Origin of the sequence: Paracoccus sp. TOH (genome assembly GCF_030388245.1) — a bacterium.
Classification (GTDB): domain Bacteria; phylum Pseudomonadota; class Alphaproteobacteria; order Rhodobacterales; family Rhodobacteraceae; genus Paracoccus; species Paracoccus simplex.
The window spans coordinates 2,003,113-2,017,332 of sequence record NZ_CP098360.1 but is presented as its reverse complement, the minus strand read 5'-3'; the positions used below and the strand labels follow the sequence as shown (position 1 = coordinate 2,017,332).

The 14,220-nt window shown below is 67.6% G+C and carries 13 protein-coding genes and 1 tRNA gene; 9 read left to right on the top strand and 5 right to left on the bottom strand.

Annotation, left to right across the window (positions count from 1 at the left end):
* Positions 1 to 73: 73 nt before the first annotated feature.
* Positions 74 to 556 (top strand): GNAT family N-acetyltransferase, encoded by a 483-nt coding sequence (locus tag NBE95_RS10025; RefSeq protein WP_289893748.1) that lies wholly within the window; start codon positions 74 to 76, stop codon positions 554 to 556.
* 44 nt (positions 557 to 600) lie between these two features.
* Positions 601 to 677, top strand: a tRNA-Arg gene (locus NBE95_RS10020).
* 353 nt (positions 678 to 1,030) lie between these two features.
* On the opposite strand, the gene NBE95_RS10015 is transcribed toward NBE95_RS10020, so the two are convergent.
* On the bottom strand, positions 1,031 to 2,236 hold the full coding sequence (locus NBE95_RS10015) for a Hint domain-containing protein (protein WP_289893747.1): 1,206 nt from the start codon (positions 2,234 to 2,236) through the stop codon (positions 1,031 to 1,033).
* Between the two features lie 703 nt (positions 2,237 to 2,939).
* Here NBE95_RS10015 and NBE95_RS10010 point away from each other — a divergent pair.
* Positions 2,940 to 3,137 (top strand): hypothetical protein, encoded by a 198-nt coding sequence (locus tag NBE95_RS10010; RefSeq protein ID WP_019352195.1) that lies wholly within the window; start codon positions 2,940 to 2,942, stop codon positions 3,135 to 3,137.
* Between the two features lie 93 nt (positions 3,138 to 3,230).
* On the opposite strand, the gene NBE95_RS10005 is transcribed toward NBE95_RS10010, so the two are convergent.
* On the bottom strand, positions 3,231 to 3,905 hold the full coding sequence (locus NBE95_RS10005; protein ID WP_289893746.1) for a GntR family transcriptional regulator: 675 nt from the start codon (positions 3,903 to 3,905) through the stop codon (positions 3,231 to 3,233).
* 151 nt (positions 3,906 to 4,056) lie between these two features.
* Between NBE95_RS10005 and NBE95_RS10000 the strand changes: the two genes are divergently transcribed.
* Both NBE95_RS10000 and NBE95_RS09995 read left to right on the top strand, forming a co-directional pair.
* Positions 4,057 to 4,416, top strand: a complete 360-nt coding sequence (locus NBE95_RS10000) for a proline racemase family protein (protein ID WP_289893745.1) — start codon at positions 4,057 to 4,059, stop codon at positions 4,414 to 4,416.
* The gene (locus tag NBE95_RS09995) at positions 4,413 to 5,360 is read left to right on the top strand and encodes an ornithine cyclodeaminase (RefSeq protein WP_289893744.1); all 948 of its coding nucleotides are present in this window, start codon (positions 4,413 to 4,415) and stop codon (positions 5,358 to 5,360) included. Before NBE95_RS10000 ends, NBE95_RS09995 begins: the two co-directional genes overlap by 4 nt.
* Positions 5,361 to 5,364: 4 nt before the next feature.
* Here NBE95_RS09995 and NBE95_RS09990 read toward each other — a convergent pair whose 3' ends face one another.
* Complete coding sequence (locus NBE95_RS09990; RefSeq protein WP_289893743.1) at positions 5,365 to 5,829, bottom strand: Lrp/AsnC family transcriptional regulator; 465 nt, start codon at positions 5,827 to 5,829, stop codon at positions 5,365 to 5,367.
* Between the two features lie 109 nt (positions 5,830 to 5,938).
* Here NBE95_RS09990 and putA point away from each other — a divergent pair, with 109 nt between their 5' ends.
* Together putA and NBE95_RS09980 are read left to right on the top strand one after the other, a co-directional pair.
* On the top strand, positions 5,939 to 9,358 hold the full coding sequence (putA, locus tag NBE95_RS09985) for a bifunctional proline dehydrogenase/L-glutamate gamma-semialdehyde dehydrogenase PutA (RefSeq protein ID WP_289893742.1): 3,420 nt from the start codon (positions 5,939 to 5,941) through the stop codon (positions 9,356 to 9,358).
* Positions 9,359 to 9,418: 60 nt separating this feature from the next.
* Positions 9,419 to 10,828, top strand: coding sequence for a Glu/Leu/Phe/Val dehydrogenase dimerization domain-containing protein (locus tag NBE95_RS09980; RefSeq protein WP_289893741.1), 1,410 nt, complete (start codon positions 9,419 to 9,421; stop codon positions 10,826 to 10,828).
* An 82-nt stretch (positions 10,829 to 10,910) separates the two neighbouring features.
* Here the strand turns inward: NBE95_RS09980 and NBE95_RS09975 are convergent, their stop codons facing one another.
* On the bottom strand, positions 10,911 to 11,681 hold the full coding sequence (locus NBE95_RS09975) for a Bax inhibitor-1/YccA family protein (protein WP_289893740.1): 771 nt from the start codon (positions 11,679 to 11,681) through the stop codon (positions 10,911 to 10,913).
* Positions 11,682 to 11,804: 123 nt separating this feature from the next.
* Positions 11,805 to 12,737 carry an NADPH:quinone oxidoreductase family protein gene (locus NBE95_RS09970; RefSeq protein WP_289893739.1) on the bottom strand — a complete coding sequence of 311 codons (933 nt, stop codon included), beginning with the start codon at positions 12,735 to 12,737 and terminating at the stop codon, positions 11,805 to 11,807.
* Positions 12,738 to 12,951: 214 nt separating this feature from the next.
* Between NBE95_RS09970 and NBE95_RS09965 the strand changes: the two genes are divergently transcribed.
* Both NBE95_RS09965 and hisN read left to right on the top strand, forming a co-directional pair.
* The gene (locus tag NBE95_RS09965) at positions 12,952 to 13,311 is read left to right on the top strand and encodes a helix-turn-helix transcriptional regulator (protein ID WP_289893738.1); all 360 of its coding nucleotides are present in this window, start codon (positions 12,952 to 12,954) and stop codon (positions 13,309 to 13,311) included.
* 78 nt (positions 13,312 to 13,389) lie between these two features.
* Positions 13,390 to 14,205: a histidinol-phosphatase gene (gene hisN / locus NBE95_RS09960; RefSeq protein ID WP_289893737.1), complete on the top strand. Its 816-nt coding sequence runs from the start codon at positions 13,390 to 13,392 to the stop codon at positions 14,203 to 14,205.
* The last annotated feature ends 15 nt before the right edge of the window (positions 14,206 to 14,220 follow it).

Here is a 14,220-nt window from a genome sequence, read left to right as displayed (position 1 = left end):
CCCGCCGCGCGGGGCTTCGCAATCCCGCAACCCGCTGCTAGGGTCCGGCGCGCAGCAGCAAAGGAATGGCGCGATGGATGGCGGGGATCTGGTGATCGGGCGGGAAAGCCCCCTGGGCGAGGATCTGGCGCTGCTGTTTCGCCGCCACACCGCCGACATGCATGCCGACACGCCGCCGGAATCGATCCACATGCTGCCGCGCGCCGCGCTGGAGGGGCCGGAGATCGCCTTCTTTGTGCTGCGCGAGGGCGGCGTGGCCCTGGGCATGGGCGCGGTCAAACGCATCGCCCCCGCTCATGGCGAGATCAAGTCCATGCATGTGTTGACCGAGGCGCGCGGCCGCGGCCATTCCCGCCGCATGCTTCAGGCGCTGATCGACCATGCCCGCGCCGAGGGCATGGCGCGGCTGAGCCTCGAGACCGGGGTGCAGCCGACCTTCATCGCCGCGCGCGGGCTTTACGCGCGGGCGGGTTTCGTCGAATGCCCGGCCTTTGGCGATTACCGGCCGGACCCGAACAGCGTCTTCATGACGATTGATCTGGGCGGTCCGGATTGAGCGGTTGATTCAGCCGCTGTCCTGCGCCATGACTGCCGCCATGCGGGCCCGTAGCTCAACTGGATAGAGCAGGGACCTTCTAAGTCCAAGGTTGAGGGTTCGAGCCCTTCCGGGCCCGCCAATCATATCAAGATCTTAGACCGAGTCATGGTCTTGTCGCTTAGGTCCGGCGAACCGAAACGGGCTTGCTGAACTCAGGCGAACCTGCTGCGGAACGAACGCGCGACGTGGGCAGCCGGTGCGGCGGGCGATCGGCGGGCTGCTGTGCCCGGGATAGGCGGCGGCTTCCTCAACGGGCGTTTCGATTTCGATGCTGAAACGGCCGGCTGCGCGGTGCAGCTCGTGCGGGGCGCCGGCCCTGCGGGTGACGCCTGCGGGAAAACCGCGCGGCGTCTTACCCGAACCTGGCATGGCCCGATGAAAACGGGGCCGGCAAAGCCGACCCCGGATGCCTTTCCACGATGGTTCCGGCCGCTATTCCACCAGCGGCTTGTGATGCTGGGCGTGGCGGACCGCCAGCTTGCGGCCCATGCGGCCCGAAGCCAGGATGCGTGCCCCGGCGGGCAGGTCTTCCTCGGCCCGGTCGCGCAGTTCGGGGAAGATCGCAAAGATTTCCTCGCGCGCCGCCCGGCCGACCGATTTCAGCGCCTCGGCCCCGGTATAGAGCGACTCGGTCTCGGCGCCTTCCGATAGCACGATCTCGTGTCGGTCGAAAAGGACGTGGAAATATTCCACCGCCTCGACATCCTCGGCGATGTCGATGCCGGGGATCTGCAGCAATTGCTTGGCGGCGACCAGCACCTCGTCGGCACCGAACATCTTCCGGGCGATCTTCGAGCGCGCCAGGATGCGATGCTGCGGCGAGACCATGAGGTCGCGGTGGGGCAGGCCCCGCCCCAGCGCCCCGGCCGAGATGCGGATCGGACGCAGGTTCGGGCTGACCGCCAGCGACCGGCTGCCGAGCAGGCGCGAGCCGATCCAGCGCACCGGCTGCAGCCCGTGATCGCGGGTCACGACACGGATGCCGGGGGCGAGTTCCTCGACCGGGATGATGCCGTGCTCGGTCTCGATCAGCGTGCCGCGGGCGAAGCAGGGGAAGCAATGACGGTCGGTGAAGATGCCGTCATGGCACAGGTCATAGCAGCGCGGATTGCTGGGAAAGTCGACCGAGACGATGGGACGCGAGGTCATCGCCGCGACCTCGGCCGCCGAGGCGCTTTCCGGCGGCGGCATCAGGAACGTGTTGCCGGCGGTATCCTGCATGATGCGGACCGGCAGGTTCAGCGTCTCGACGCTGCCATCGGGGTTGCGGAAGGTCACGGCGGTGTTGTGAACGATGAAGGTCGCATCCACCTTGTAGGCGGATTCGTTGCCGTCGCCATCCGCGTCGTGCCGGATGCTTTCCGACCGGAATCCCCAAGGCCCGTCATTGGTGTCGATCACGCCGTCGCGGTTGCGGTCGTCGGCGCTGACCTCGACCAGGCGCTTGGAGAGCGGCTGGTCCGACGAGCCGAAGTCCTGGCCGCCGAGGATCTTGCCCGCCTTTTCGGCGCCGGAAAAGAACTCGTTCGGATCCATATCGGGTAGCTTCCCGAGATAGATCATCTTTTCGCAGTCGGGGCCCGAGGGACCGCAATGGTCGCCTTGCCCGCCATGGTCACCGCCATGCTCGAAGGTCATCGTTAACACTTCCCATCAGATACGCGGCGATGCTGGCCGCGTAGTCGGTTGCCTTGCGGATCTGGCCTTTGGACAAGCGAAACCCTTCGCCAAAACGGCGTTTCCTGCCGAATGCGGCGGGACAGGCTTGTCAGGGGCTGCGACACGCAACATCGGGCCGGATGGCGCCGACACATATTTCTCTAAAATGAATGCTCATTATGACAAGCGCGGAAACTAAACCGATCAGTAGAAAATCACGACAATTCATACATGTTAACGGGATGGATGGGAGAATATCGGTGACTTTCAACCGGTTTTCCCAGCCGCCTGGGATGCCCATATGTCAAATAATATGCAAAATTCCTCAACTGCTCGGCTGGCTTGTGCCGCCAAGTCAACTTGGCTCAGCGTTTCTGAGTGGAATGGGCGGGAAAACCGCTGCCGCAGGGGGTGCCTGGCCGGCTGAGTGATTCCGTCAGAGAGCGCCCATCGCCCGGAGGCGCAGGACCGCCCATTCCCGAGCGTTTTTCACGGGGCGCAAAATTCAAACCCGAGCATTCGCATCGGAAATCCATCGCCGAGAAATTAACTCAAGTATATGTTTTTATTATATTATTCATTGACCGCCCTGAAGCCGCCCGCTATAGCGGCCTTAGGGTTGCCAGCCAGCGGAAAGCCAGCCAGCAACCACGGACCCAGCCAGCCAGACAGGAGACATCGAATGGCAAAGACCGCTTGCAACGCCTGCGCGTTCTATGAGGATCACGTCGCCAACTCCGCCAGCACGCTTTCGGATTCCGGTCTGTGCCGCGCCAATCCGCCCGTCACCCAGAAGGATGCGGATACCCGAGGCTATTGGCCTGTGGTCAAGTCGAACGACTGGTGCGGGCAGTTCGCCGTCAGTTTCGCGGCCGAGTGATCCACGGCGACCGGCGTTTCAAGGCAGCCCCCGGGCTGCCTTTCGCATTTTTTGCACGGGTGGCCCGCGCCCGACTGCCCGCGCGGCTTCGCCTTACGTCTCGGCCTTGGGCAGGTGATGCAGCAGCGATGAGCAGGCGCCCATGATATGGGCGTGGAGCAGGGCGCCGGCCTTTTCGACATCGCCCTCGCGGCAGGCGGCGAGGATCTGGCGATGCTCGCGATCCGCCGTGCCCTGGCCGTGCGACAGCGCCAGCTGGATGCGCAGGTAGCGCTCCAGCCGGTCGTTCACCGCGCGGATCGTGCCGACCAGGAACGGCCGCTGCGCGTCCAGATACAGGCGACTGTGGAACCGCCAGTTCAGCGCCGACCATTGCGCCACATCGGTTTCCCGGGCGAAGGCATCGCAGAAGGCCTCGGCCTCGGCGAAGGTCTCGGGGGTCATATGCGGCACCGACAGCCTGATGGCGGCCGATTCGAGAATGGCGCGGGTCTCGAAGATTTGCGCGATCTCGGGTTCCGAGACCGCGGTGACGATGGCGCCCTTGTTGCGCTGGAACTCGACCAGACCCTCGGCCTCGAGCCGCTTCAGCGCCTCGCGGACCGGGATCTTGCTGACGTTGAACATCCTGGCGACATCGTCCTGGCGGATCGGCTCGCCCTCGTCCAGCGTGCCGTCGGCGATGGAATCGCGGATGAATTTCAGGATGATGTCAGAGGCGCTGGGGGCCTTGCCGAGATTGGGAACCTCTGCAGGCTTGAATGGCATTCCGTGTTCCCCCGCGCTGTCCGATGTTCAGGATATGGTAGCCGATATGCCGCTGCAAGCGCCGCGCGGCTTGACAGGGCCGGACGGGGGCGGCAGTTTGCAGCCATCGTATACGAAATATAATCTTAATCCAGACGTTCGAGGAGGAGCAATGCGCCGCGCGAAACTCGTGCCTGTCCTGCCCTGCCATGCCAAAGCCGAGGCCGGCGGTGTGAGCGTCGGCAGCATCGCGCTGCCGCCGGTCCGGGCGCGGTCGCGCCGGATCGCGCCAGATCAGGCACAACGGAATTTCGTGTTGACCGAAGCGCGCGGCGGCAGGCTCCGGCAGGTCGACCTGCCGGTACCGCCGCAGGATCCGCGGGCGCAGATGGGCTGGATCGTCATCAAGCCCGCCGACACCCCGGCCATCTCCGGCTCGAATGCGCTCTGCGTGGCAAGGGTGCTGCCGGCGCGGCCGGGCGGGCTGACCAAGGTCAAGGCCGAGTGCCGCGACGGCAGGGCCGGGCAATGATTGGCAACGCTGCCCCGCAGTTCCTGTCCTACGCGGCGGCGATCGGCCGGCTGGACTGGTCGGATGCGGTCGAGGCGCTGCGCCGGGGCCATGCTCTGCCAAGGGCGCAGATCCGCGACGTGTTCCTGGGCCCGCCGACCGGCACGATGATGAGCCGCTCGGCCTGGATCGAGGGGCTGGGCTACGGCGCCAAGACCTTCACCGTCTTCGACGGCAATGCGGCGCGCGGCCTGCCGACGGTGCAGGGCGCCATGCTGGTCTTTGACGAGGATGCCGGCGCGCTGCGCGCCATCGTCGACAGCCCGCTGGTGACCGAGGTCAAGACCGCCGCCGATTCCGTGCTGGGCGCCAGCCTGCTGGCCCGGCCGGACAGCCGGCACCTGCTGGTGGTCGGCGCGGGCACGGTCGCGACCAGCCTGGTCAAGGCCTATACGGCGGTGCTGCCGGGGATCGAGCGGGTCTCGGTCTGGTCGCGTCGTCCCGAACAGGCGCAGGGGCTGGTGGCCGGGCTGGACGACATCGGGGCCGAGCTGGTGGCGGTGCCGGATCTGCGGGCGGCGGTGGGCCAGGCCGACATCGTCTCCTCGGCCACCATGGCGCGGCAGCCGGTGATTCTGGGCGACTGGGTGCGGCCCGGCACCCATGTCGACCTGATCGGCGCCTTCATGGCCGACATGCGCGAGGCCGACGACGCGCTGATGGCCCGCGCCGCGCTGTTCGTGGACAGCCGCGAAACCACGCTGGGCCATATCGGCGAGCTGATGCTGCCCATCGCCTCGGGCGCGATCACCGCCGAAAGCGTGCTGGGCGATCTCTACGACCTGGTGCGCCCCGACGCGCGCCGGCGGCGGTCCGGGGACGAGATCACCGTCTTCAAGAACGGCGGCGGCGCGCATCTCGACCTGATGATCGCATCCTATATCGCCCGGGCAATGGCGGGCTGAGCCCTCAGCCCAGGCGGAAATTCTGCTCGACCACCGCCTCCATCGAGACATGGCTCGAGGTGTTGCTGACATGTGGCAGCACCGAGATCTTCTCGGCCAGGATGCGCCGGAAATCGGCCATGTCGCGCGAGCGGACCTTCATCAGATAGTCGCAGCCGCCGGCGATCATGTAGCATTCCTCGATCTCGGGGATGGCGCGGATGGCGGCGTTGAACTGCTGCAGCGCGTGTTCGCGGGTGTCGGTCATATTGACCTCGACATAGGTCACATGCGTCAGCCCCAGCTTCAGCGGCGACAGGATGGCGCGGTAGCCGGTGATCAGACCGATTTCTTCCAGGTGCCGGATGCGCTGCGCCACCGGGGTCTTGGACAGACCGACCCGGCGCGCCAGCTCGGCGATGGGGATTCTTGCGTTCTCGGTCAGTTCCGCCAGGATCTTCCTGTCCAGGGCATCAAGATCCAGATTCATTCTGCAAACCGTCCCGAATTTGTTCCATCGGCCTAGCAGATGGGCGAATTTCAGGCGCACCGCCTGACAGCCATCTGGTATTCCTGTCCTATCGAATAAGGAGATCGGCATGACCCCTGTCAACCCCACCCCGCATCCGGACATGTTTTCCGCGCAGGCGAAATTCGCCGACGAGGCGGCGTTGCTGCAGGGGCTGGTCGCGCAGGCGGCGCTGGATCCCGCGGCCCGCGCCGCCATCAGCGCCCGGGCCGCGGATCTGGTGCGCCGCATCCGCGACGAGGCCAGGCCGACGATGATGGAGCATTTCCTGGCCGAATACGGGCTTTCGACGCGCGAGGGCGTGGCGCTGATGTGCCTGGCCGAGGCCATGCTGCGGGTGCCCGACCGCATGACCATCGACGCGCTGATCGAGGACAAGATCGCGCCCTCGGACTGGGGCAAGCATCTGGGCGAGGCGTCGTCCTCGCTGGTCAATGCCTCGACCTGGGCGCTGATGCTGACCGGCAAGGTGCTGGACGACGACCAGTCGGGCATCGCCGGCACCCTGCGCCGCGCCGTGCGCCGGCTGGGCGAGCCGGTGATCCGCACCGCCGTCGGCCGCGCCATGAAGGAGATGGGCCGGCAGTTCGTGCTGGGCCAGACCATCGAAGGCGCGCTGGAACGCGCCAGCAAGCGCGAGGCGCAGGGCTTCACCTATAGCTACGACATGCTGGGCGAGGCGGCGATGACCGGCGCGGATGCGGCGCGCTACGACCGCAGCTATGCCGACGCCATCGCCGCGATCGCCAAGGCCTGCACCAAAGGCTCGGTCGAGGACAATCCCGGCATCTCGATCAAGCTTTCCGCGCTGCATCCGCGCTACGAGGTGGCGCAGGAGGGGCGGGTCATGGCCGAACTGGTGCCGGTGGTGCTGAAGCTGGCGCGCCAGGCCAAGGCCGCCGGCATGGGCATGAACATCGACGCCGAGGAACAGGACCGGCTGGTGATCTCGCTGAAGGTGATCGAGGCGGTGCTGTCGGACCCCTCGCTGGCCGGCTGGGACGGGTTCGGCGTGGTGGTGCAGGCCTATGGCAAGCGCGCCGGGCAGGTGATCGACTGGCTTTACGCGCTGGCCGAGCGGCTGGACCGGCGCATCATGGTGCGGCTGGTCAAGGGCGCCTATTGGGACACCGAGATCAAGCGCGCCCAGGTCGAGGGCTTTCCGGGCTTTCCGCTGTTCACCAGCAAGGTCGCGACCGATGTCAGCTATATCGCCAATGCCCGCAAGCTGATCGGCTATGCCGACCGCATCTATCCGCAATTCGCCACCCATAACGCCCATACCGTCGCCGCGATCCTGGAGATGGTCGGCGACATCCGCTTCGAGTTCCAGCGCCTGCACGGCATGGGCGAGCGGCTGCACGACATCGTACTGCGCGACCACAACTGCCGCTGCCGCATCTACGCGCCGGTCGGCGCGCATCGCGACCTCTTGGCCTATCTGGTCCGGCGATTGCTGGAGAACGGCGCCAACAGCAGCTTCGTGCACCAGATCGTGGATGAAACCGTCTCGGCCGAGGAGGTCGCCCGCGATCCGTTCGCGGCGCTGCAGACCGCCCAGCCGCCGCGCTCGCTGCTGGCGCCCGATGCACTGTTCGGGGCGGCGCGCCGGAACTCGACCGGCTTCGACCTGAGCGACGCGGAAACGCTGGCGCGGATCCATGCCGCCCGCGAGGTGGCGATCCCGGATGCGATGCCGCTGACCGTCTCGGAGCCCACCGGCAAACGCCAGGACGTGATCAATCCCGCGACGGGCGAAAAGATCGCCGAGGTGCTGATGGTCGATGCCGGGACCGCCACCCGCGCCATCGACGACGCCCGGCCTTGGGAAGCCCCGGCGGCGGAACGCGCCGCTGTGCTGCGTCGTGCCGCCGATCTATATGAGGCGCATTACGGCCCGGTCTTCGGCATCCTGGCGCGCGAGGCCGGCAAGGCGCTGCCCGATGCGGTGGCCGAGCTGCGCGAGGCGGTGGATTTCCTGCGCTATTACGCCGCCGAGGGCGAAGCGGATGACGGGCCCCCGCGCGGCATTGTCGGCGCGATCAGCCCGTGGAACTTCCCGCTGGCGATCTTCACCGGTCAGATCGCGGCGACGCTGATGGCCGGCAATGCCGTCATCGCCAAGCCCGCCGAGCCCACCCCGGTCATCGCCGCCTATGCCATCCGCCTGCTGCATCAGGCCGGGGTGCCGAAGGCGGCGCTGCAATTGCTGCCCGGCCGCGGCAGCGTGGTCGGCGCGGCGCTGACTTCGGATCCGCGCGTTGCCGGGCTGGTCTTCACCGGCTCGACCGAGACGGCACAGACCATCGCCCGCACCATGGCCGCGAACCTGGCGCCCGGCACGCCGCTGATCGCCGAAACCGGCGGGCTGAACGCCATGGTGGTCGATTCGACCGCCCTGCCGGAACAGGCGGTGCGCGACATCGTGAACTCGGCCTTCCGCTCGGCCGGCCAGCGGTGTTCTGCGCTGCGCTGCCTTTATGTGCAGGAGGACGTGGCGCCGCATCTGATCCAGATGATCAAGGGCGCCATGGACGAGCTGCGGATGGGCGATCCCTGGGATCTGACCACCGATGTCGGCCCGGTGATCGGCCCCGGCGCGCAGCGCGAGATCGGTGATTACATCGCCGCCGATGCGGACCGCGTGCTGCACAAGCTGGCGGCGCCGTCGCGGGGCTTCTTCATCCCGCCGACCATGCTGAAAGTGTCAGGCATCGCCGATCTGGAGCGCGAGATTTTCGGCCCCGTCCTGCATGTCGCGACCTTCAGGGGCGACCAGCTGGACCAGGTGATCGCCGACATCAACGCCCGCGGCTTCGGCCTGACCTTCGGGCTGCACACCCGCATCGACAGCCGCGTGCAGGAGGTCTCGGACGCCATCCATGTCGGCAATATCTATGTGAACCGCAACCAGATCGGCGCGGTGGTCGGCAGCCAGCCCTTTGGCGGCGAGGGGCTGTCGGGCACCGGGCCCAAGGCCGGCGGGCCGCGCTATGTGCCGCGCTTCTTTGCGCCCGCCGCGCCCGCCGCCCCGGCCGGTGACTGGCAAGGCCAGGCCGACGAGGCGCGGCTGCGCGGCGCGCTGGCCAGCGCCGCGCCGAAGAAGATCGAGGAGCGACTGATGCCCGGTCCCACCGGCGAACTGAACCGTCTGACTGCGCATGGCCGGCCGCCGCTGCTGTGCCTTGGCCCCGGTCCGCAGGCCGTGGCGGCGCAGGTGGCGGCGGTCGAGGCGCTGGGCGGCCAGGCCGTCGGCGCCGATGGCGCGCTGCCGCCCGAGGCGCTGACCCGGCTGCCGCAGCTGTCCGCCGTGCTGTGGTGGGGCGACGCGGCACAGGGCCGCGCCTATGCCCAGGCGCTGGCCGGGCGTCAGGGCGAGATCGTGCAGTTGATCACCGCCATGCCCGACCTGGCCCATGTCGCGCATGAGCGCCATCTTTGCGTCGACACCACCGCCGCCGGCGGCAATGCCGCGCTGCTGGCCGGCTGAGATTGCGCAGCGGGCCGGCCGCGGCCCCTGCTTCCCGAACCTGCCCCGAGGAGGCGTTCCATGAGCAATCAATCATTCCTGGCCGATGTGAACGAGATGTTCGACGTCGCGGCCGCGCATTGCGACCTGCCCGAGGGGCTGGCCGAGAAGATCAAGGTCTGCAACGCGACCTATGTCACCCGCTTCGGCGTGCGGCTGCGCGGGCGGATGCATACCTTTACCGGCTGGCGCGCGGTGCATTCGACGCATAGCCGCCCGGCCAAGGGCGGCATCCGCTTCGCCCCCAATGCCGACCAGGACGAGGTCGAGGCGCTGGCGGCGTTGATGACCTATAAATGCGCGCTGGTGCGGCTGCCCTTCGGCGGTTCCAAGGGGGCGCTGAAGATCGACCCGGCGGACTGGACCGAGACCGAGCTGGAAAAGATCACCCGCCGCTTCGCCCAAGAGCTGATGGCGCATGAGTTTCTCAGTTCGGCCGCCAATGTGCCGGCGCCGGACATGGGCACGGGCGAGCTGAACATGATGTGGATCGCCGACGAATACCGCCGTGCCCGGCCGCAGGACATCAACGCGCTGGGTTGCGTCACCGGCAAGCCGGTGGGCGGCGGCGGCATCGAGGGGCGCACCGAGGCCACCGGCCGCGGCGTGCAATATGCGATCCGCGAATTCTTCCGCCATCCCGCCGACCGGGCGCGGGCCGGTTTCCAGTCCGAACGCCTCGACGGCCTGACTTGCGTGGTGCAGGGGCTGGGCAATGTCGGTTTCCATGCCGCCAAGTTCCTGTCGCAGGAGGACGGGATGCGCATCGTCACGGTGATCGAGCGCTCGGGCGTGGTGCGCAATCCGGGGGGCATCGACATCGACGCGCTCAAGGCGCATCTGGTCCAGACCGGCTCGGTCGAGGGCTTTGCCGGCGGCGCGGTCAGCCCGGCCGACATGGGCGCGCTGGCCGATGAATGCGACATCCTGATCCCCGCCGCCGCCGAGGGCGCGATCACCGAGGAGAATGCCGCCGCCATCAAGGCGGCGCTGATCGTCGAGGCCGCCAACGGCCCCACCACCAAGGGCGCCGACACCATCCTGCGCCAGGCCGGCAAGATCATCCTGCCCGACCTGTTCGCCAATGCCGGCGGCGTGGTGGTGTCCTATTTCGAATGGGTGAAGAATCTCAGCCACATCCCCTTCGGCCTGATGGAGCGGCGGCTGGAGGAGGACGAGCACAGGCTGCTGGCCCGCTCGCTCGAGCAGATGACCGGCCGCGACTTTCCCAGCGAACATGCCCGCTTCCTGGAAGCCCGCAGCGAGATCGCGCTGGTCCGCTCGGGCCTCGACGACATCATGCGCGCCGCCTATCGCCGGATGAGTGCGCTGTGGAACCGTCCCGACGGCGCCTATCCCGACCTGCGCACCGCCGCCTATGTGCTGGCCATCGACGAGGTGGCGCAGGCCTACAAGGCCATCGGGCTTTAGCGGCCGGGCGGCGAAGGCGGCAATGAAAAGGCCCCGCCGGCGCGTTGCCGGCGGGGCCTGTTTCCGTGGATCGTCGGGCCGCTTATTCGCGGTTGCCCAGGAACTGCAGCAGGAACATGAACAGGTTCAGGAAGTCCAGGTAGAGCTGCAGGGCGCCCATGATCGCCGCCTTGCCCAGGAAATCGCGGTCCGAATTCGCCAGCTGCAGATAGGTGTTCTTGATGTTCTGCGTGTCGAAGGCGGTCAGCCCGGCAAAGATCAGCACACCGATCGCCGAGATGGCGAATTGCATGGCGCCGGATTTCAGGAAGATGTTCACGATCGAGGCGACGATCAGCCCGATCAGACCCATCAGCAGGAAGGTGCCCATGCCGGACAGGTTGCGCTTGGTCGTGTAGCCCCAGAGCGAGAGCCCGGAGAAGGCGATGGCCGTCACCAGGAAGGTCTGGACGATCGAGAACGAGGTATAGGCGGCGAAGATCCAGCTGATCGAGACGCCCATCACCGCGGCGAAGGCATAGAACAGCGTCGTCGCACCCTGCACCGACAGCCGGCGCAGCGCGGCGCCGAAGGCGAAGACCATGACCAGCGGCGCGAACATCACCAGCCATTTCACCGGCGACAGGTAAAGGGTCTTGCCGAACTCGGTCAGGTAATGGCCGTTGCCAAGCGCCCATTGCGTGGGCGTATCGGACAGGGTCAGCCCGGCCATGCCCCAGGCGGTGCCGGCGGTGACCAGCATGCCCACGGCCATCAGGCCATAGACCTTGTTCATATAGGCGCGCAGCCCCTCGTCCACGGCAGCCGAGCGCGTCGCGGTCCCGGCCGTGCGGATCGAATTGTAGTCTTGCATAGGTTCTCCCCGGTCGAAAATCGCGGTGCGGCCCCGAACGGCCGACCATCCACGCAGATATTGGCAAAGCCAGCCGGTTTTTCAATGCAAGCCGCACGATTCACCGGGCCTCTGACGAAAATTTCAGATGCTAACGATCACCTTGCCGGTCGAACGCCGCGATTCCAGCAGCGCATAGCCCTCGGCCAGCCGGTCGAGCGGCAGGGTGGCCCCGACATGCGGATGCAGCCGGCCCTGCTCGTAAAGTGCGAACAGCGCCGCGATGTCCCGGTGCAGCAGGTCGGGGTCGAGCTTGTGATAGCCGCCCCAGTAGAAGCCGTGGATGGCGATGTTCTTGACCAGCGCATGGTTCAGCGGCAGCGCCGGAGGCTTGCCGCCGGCAAAGCCGATGACCAGGAAGCGGCCGCCGGGCCGCAGCGCCCCGAAGGCGGCTTCGCCCGGCGCGTCGCCCACCGGGTCATAGACCACATCGACGCCGCCCAGATCCCGCAGCGCGGCGCGCAGGTCCGGGCAGGTGGCGCTGTCGATGCAGACCGCGGCGCCGGCGGCGCGCGCCACGGCCAGCTTGTCCTCGCCCCGCGCCACGGCGATCACCCGGGCACCCAGGGCGGCGCCGATCTCGACCGCAGTCAGGCCGACGCCCCCGGCGGCGCCCAGCACCGCCAGCGTCTCGCCCGGGCGCAGGCCGGCGCGCAACGTCAGGGCGAAATGGCTGGTGCCATAGGCGATCAGGAAGCCCGCCGCCGCCTCATGGCTCATGGCGGCGGGGATCGGGTGGCAGGCGGCGGCGGGGAACAGGTTGGCCTCGGCCATGGTGCCCTGCGCCTGCACCGCCACGCGCGTGCCGGGCGCCAGCGCCACGTCGGGGCCGGCGGCCAGCACTTCGCCCGCGCCCTCGAGGCCGGGGATGAAGGGCAGGGGCGGCGTCTCCTGATAGCGGCCGGTGGTCATCAGCAGGTCGGCGAAATTCAGCGCCGCAGCGCGCATCCGCACCAGCACCTGTCCGGGCCCCGGCGGCTCCAGCGACATGGTCGCTGACACGGGAAGTCCCGTCATTTCCTTGATTTGCATCAATTTCCAGCTCGCGCTCATGATCCATCCTGTCCGTTGTCAGCCCTTGCGGCGCCGCTTTTTCCAGTCTTTCCGGGGGGTTCGGATAGCGCGCCGCCCCGGTTGCAAACGATTGTCTTTTTGGACAAGTCGACATTATCAAGCTCGAAAATTGCGTCAAACTGGTGTAGCGCCCGTTTAGATTGAGTGAGGTGTTACCATGAAGCATAACGTTGACGTCCACGTCGGAAAGCGAATCCGACACCGTCGTTGGATGATCGGCATGACCCAGCAGCAGCTTGCCGAGAAGGTCGGGATCAAGTTCCAGCAGATCCAGAAATACGAGACCGGGATGAACCGGGTCTCGGCCTCGCGGCTTTGGGACATCGCCCGGGCGGTCGACGTGCCGGTCAGCTTCTTCTTCGAGGGGCTCGAGGACGGGCAGCTGCATGACACGGTCGAGGGCGACATTCTGGCCGACAAGGAGGCGCTGCAGCTGGTCCGCGCCTATTACGCCATGCCCGAGGCGCAGCGCCGCCAGATCTTCGAGCTGGCGCGGGTGCTGTCCGACGCCGCCTGACGCCGGCCGCAGCCCGAGGCTTCCGCTTGCGGGCCGGTGCGGCTAAACCTGCGCCCAGGACATCCTCGGGGGCAGGCCATGACAAGCGCGAACAACCGAATCCCTGTCGAAGGGGCCGACCGGATCATGGCCGTGGCGCACCGTCTGGCGGATGCCGCCCGGGCCGAGACGCTTAGCCTGTTCCGCAGCCCGGCGCTGCGTCCCGACAACAAGGCCGGCACCGGATTCGATCCGGTGACGGAGGCCGACCGGGCCAGCGAGCGCGCCATGCGCGCCATCCTGGCCGCCGAACGCCCCGAGGACGGCATCCTGGGCGAGGAATACGGTGTCCAGAACGGACAGAGCGGCCTGACCTGGATCCTCGACCCCATCGACGGCACGCGCGCCTTCATGGCCGGGGCGCCCAGCTGGGGCGTGCTCATCGGTCTGAGCGATGCGCAGGGCCCGATCTACGGCATCGTCGACCAGCCACATCTGGACGAGCGGTTCGAGGGCGGCCTGGGCCGCGCCCGGCTGATCTCGCGCGCGGGCGAGGTGCCGCTGCGAAGCCGGCAGGGCGTGGCGCTGGCCGAGGCGACGCTGATGACCACCTATCCCGAGGTCGGCTCGGCCGCAGAGCAGGCGGCGTTTTCCCGGGTCGCGGCGCGGGCGCGGCTGGTGCGCTACGGGCTTGACTGCTACGCCTATGCGCTGCTGGCCGCCGGCCATGTCGATCTGGTGATCGAGGCGGGGCTGCAGCCTTATGACGTGGCCGCACCCATCGCCGTCATTCAGGCGGCGGGCGGCGTGGTGACGGATTGGCGGGGCGGGCCCGCCCATCACGGCGGCACCATCATCGCCGCCGGCTCTCCGGAACTGCATGCCGAGGCGCTGGCGCTTCTGAACGGCGATTGAGGCCCGGGCACAAGC

Bases quoted from the DNA above. Each gene is read 5' to 3' on its own strand.
- NBE95_RS09970 (WP_289893739.1), bottom strand. From the start codon at position 12,737: ATGACGGGACTTCCCGTGTCAGCGACCATGTCGCTGGAGCCGCCGGGG.
- NBE95_RS10000 (WP_289893745.1), top strand. From the start codon at position 4,057: ATGCGCCGCGCGAAACTCGTGCCTGTCCTGCCCTGCCATGCCAAAGCC.
- NBE95_RS09965 (WP_289893738.1), top strand. From the start codon at position 12,952: ATGAAGCATAACGTTGACGTCCACGTCGGAAAGCGAATCCGACACCGT.
- NBE95_RS09995 (WP_289893744.1), top strand. From the start codon at position 4,413: ATGATTGGCAACGCTGCCCCGCAGTTCCTGTCCTACGCGGCGGCGATC.
- putA (WP_289893742.1), top strand. From the start codon at position 5,939: ATGACCCCTGTCAACCCCACCCCGCATCCGGACATGTTTTCCGCGCAG.
- NBE95_RS10005 (WP_289893746.1), bottom strand. From the start codon at position 3,905: ATGCCATTCAAGCCTGCAGAGGTTCCCAATCTCGGCAAGGCCCCCAGC.
- NBE95_RS09990 (WP_289893743.1), bottom strand. From the start codon at position 5,829: ATGAATCTGGATCTTGATGCCCTGGACAGGAAGATCCTGGCGGAACTG.
- NBE95_RS09975 (WP_289893740.1), bottom strand. From the start codon at position 11,681: ATGCAAGACTACAATTCGATCCGCACGGCCGGGACCGCGACGCGCTCG.
- NBE95_RS09980 (WP_289893741.1), top strand. From the start codon at position 9,419: ATGAGCAATCAATCATTCCTGGCCGATGTGAACGAGATGTTCGACGTC.
- NBE95_RS10010 (WP_019352195.1), top strand. From the start codon at position 2,940: ATGGCAAAGACCGCTTGCAACGCCTGCGCGTTCTATGAGGATCACGTC.
- hisN (WP_289893737.1), top strand. From the start codon at position 13,390: ATGACAAGCGCGAACAACCGAATCCCTGTCGAAGGGGCCGACCGGATC.
- NBE95_RS10025 (WP_289893748.1), top strand. From the start codon at position 74: ATGGATGGCGGGGATCTGGTGATCGGGCGGGAAAGCCCCCTGGGCGAG.
- NBE95_RS10015 (WP_289893747.1), bottom strand. From the start codon at position 2,236: ATGACCTTCGAGCATGGCGGTGACCATGGCGGGCAAGGCGACCATTGC.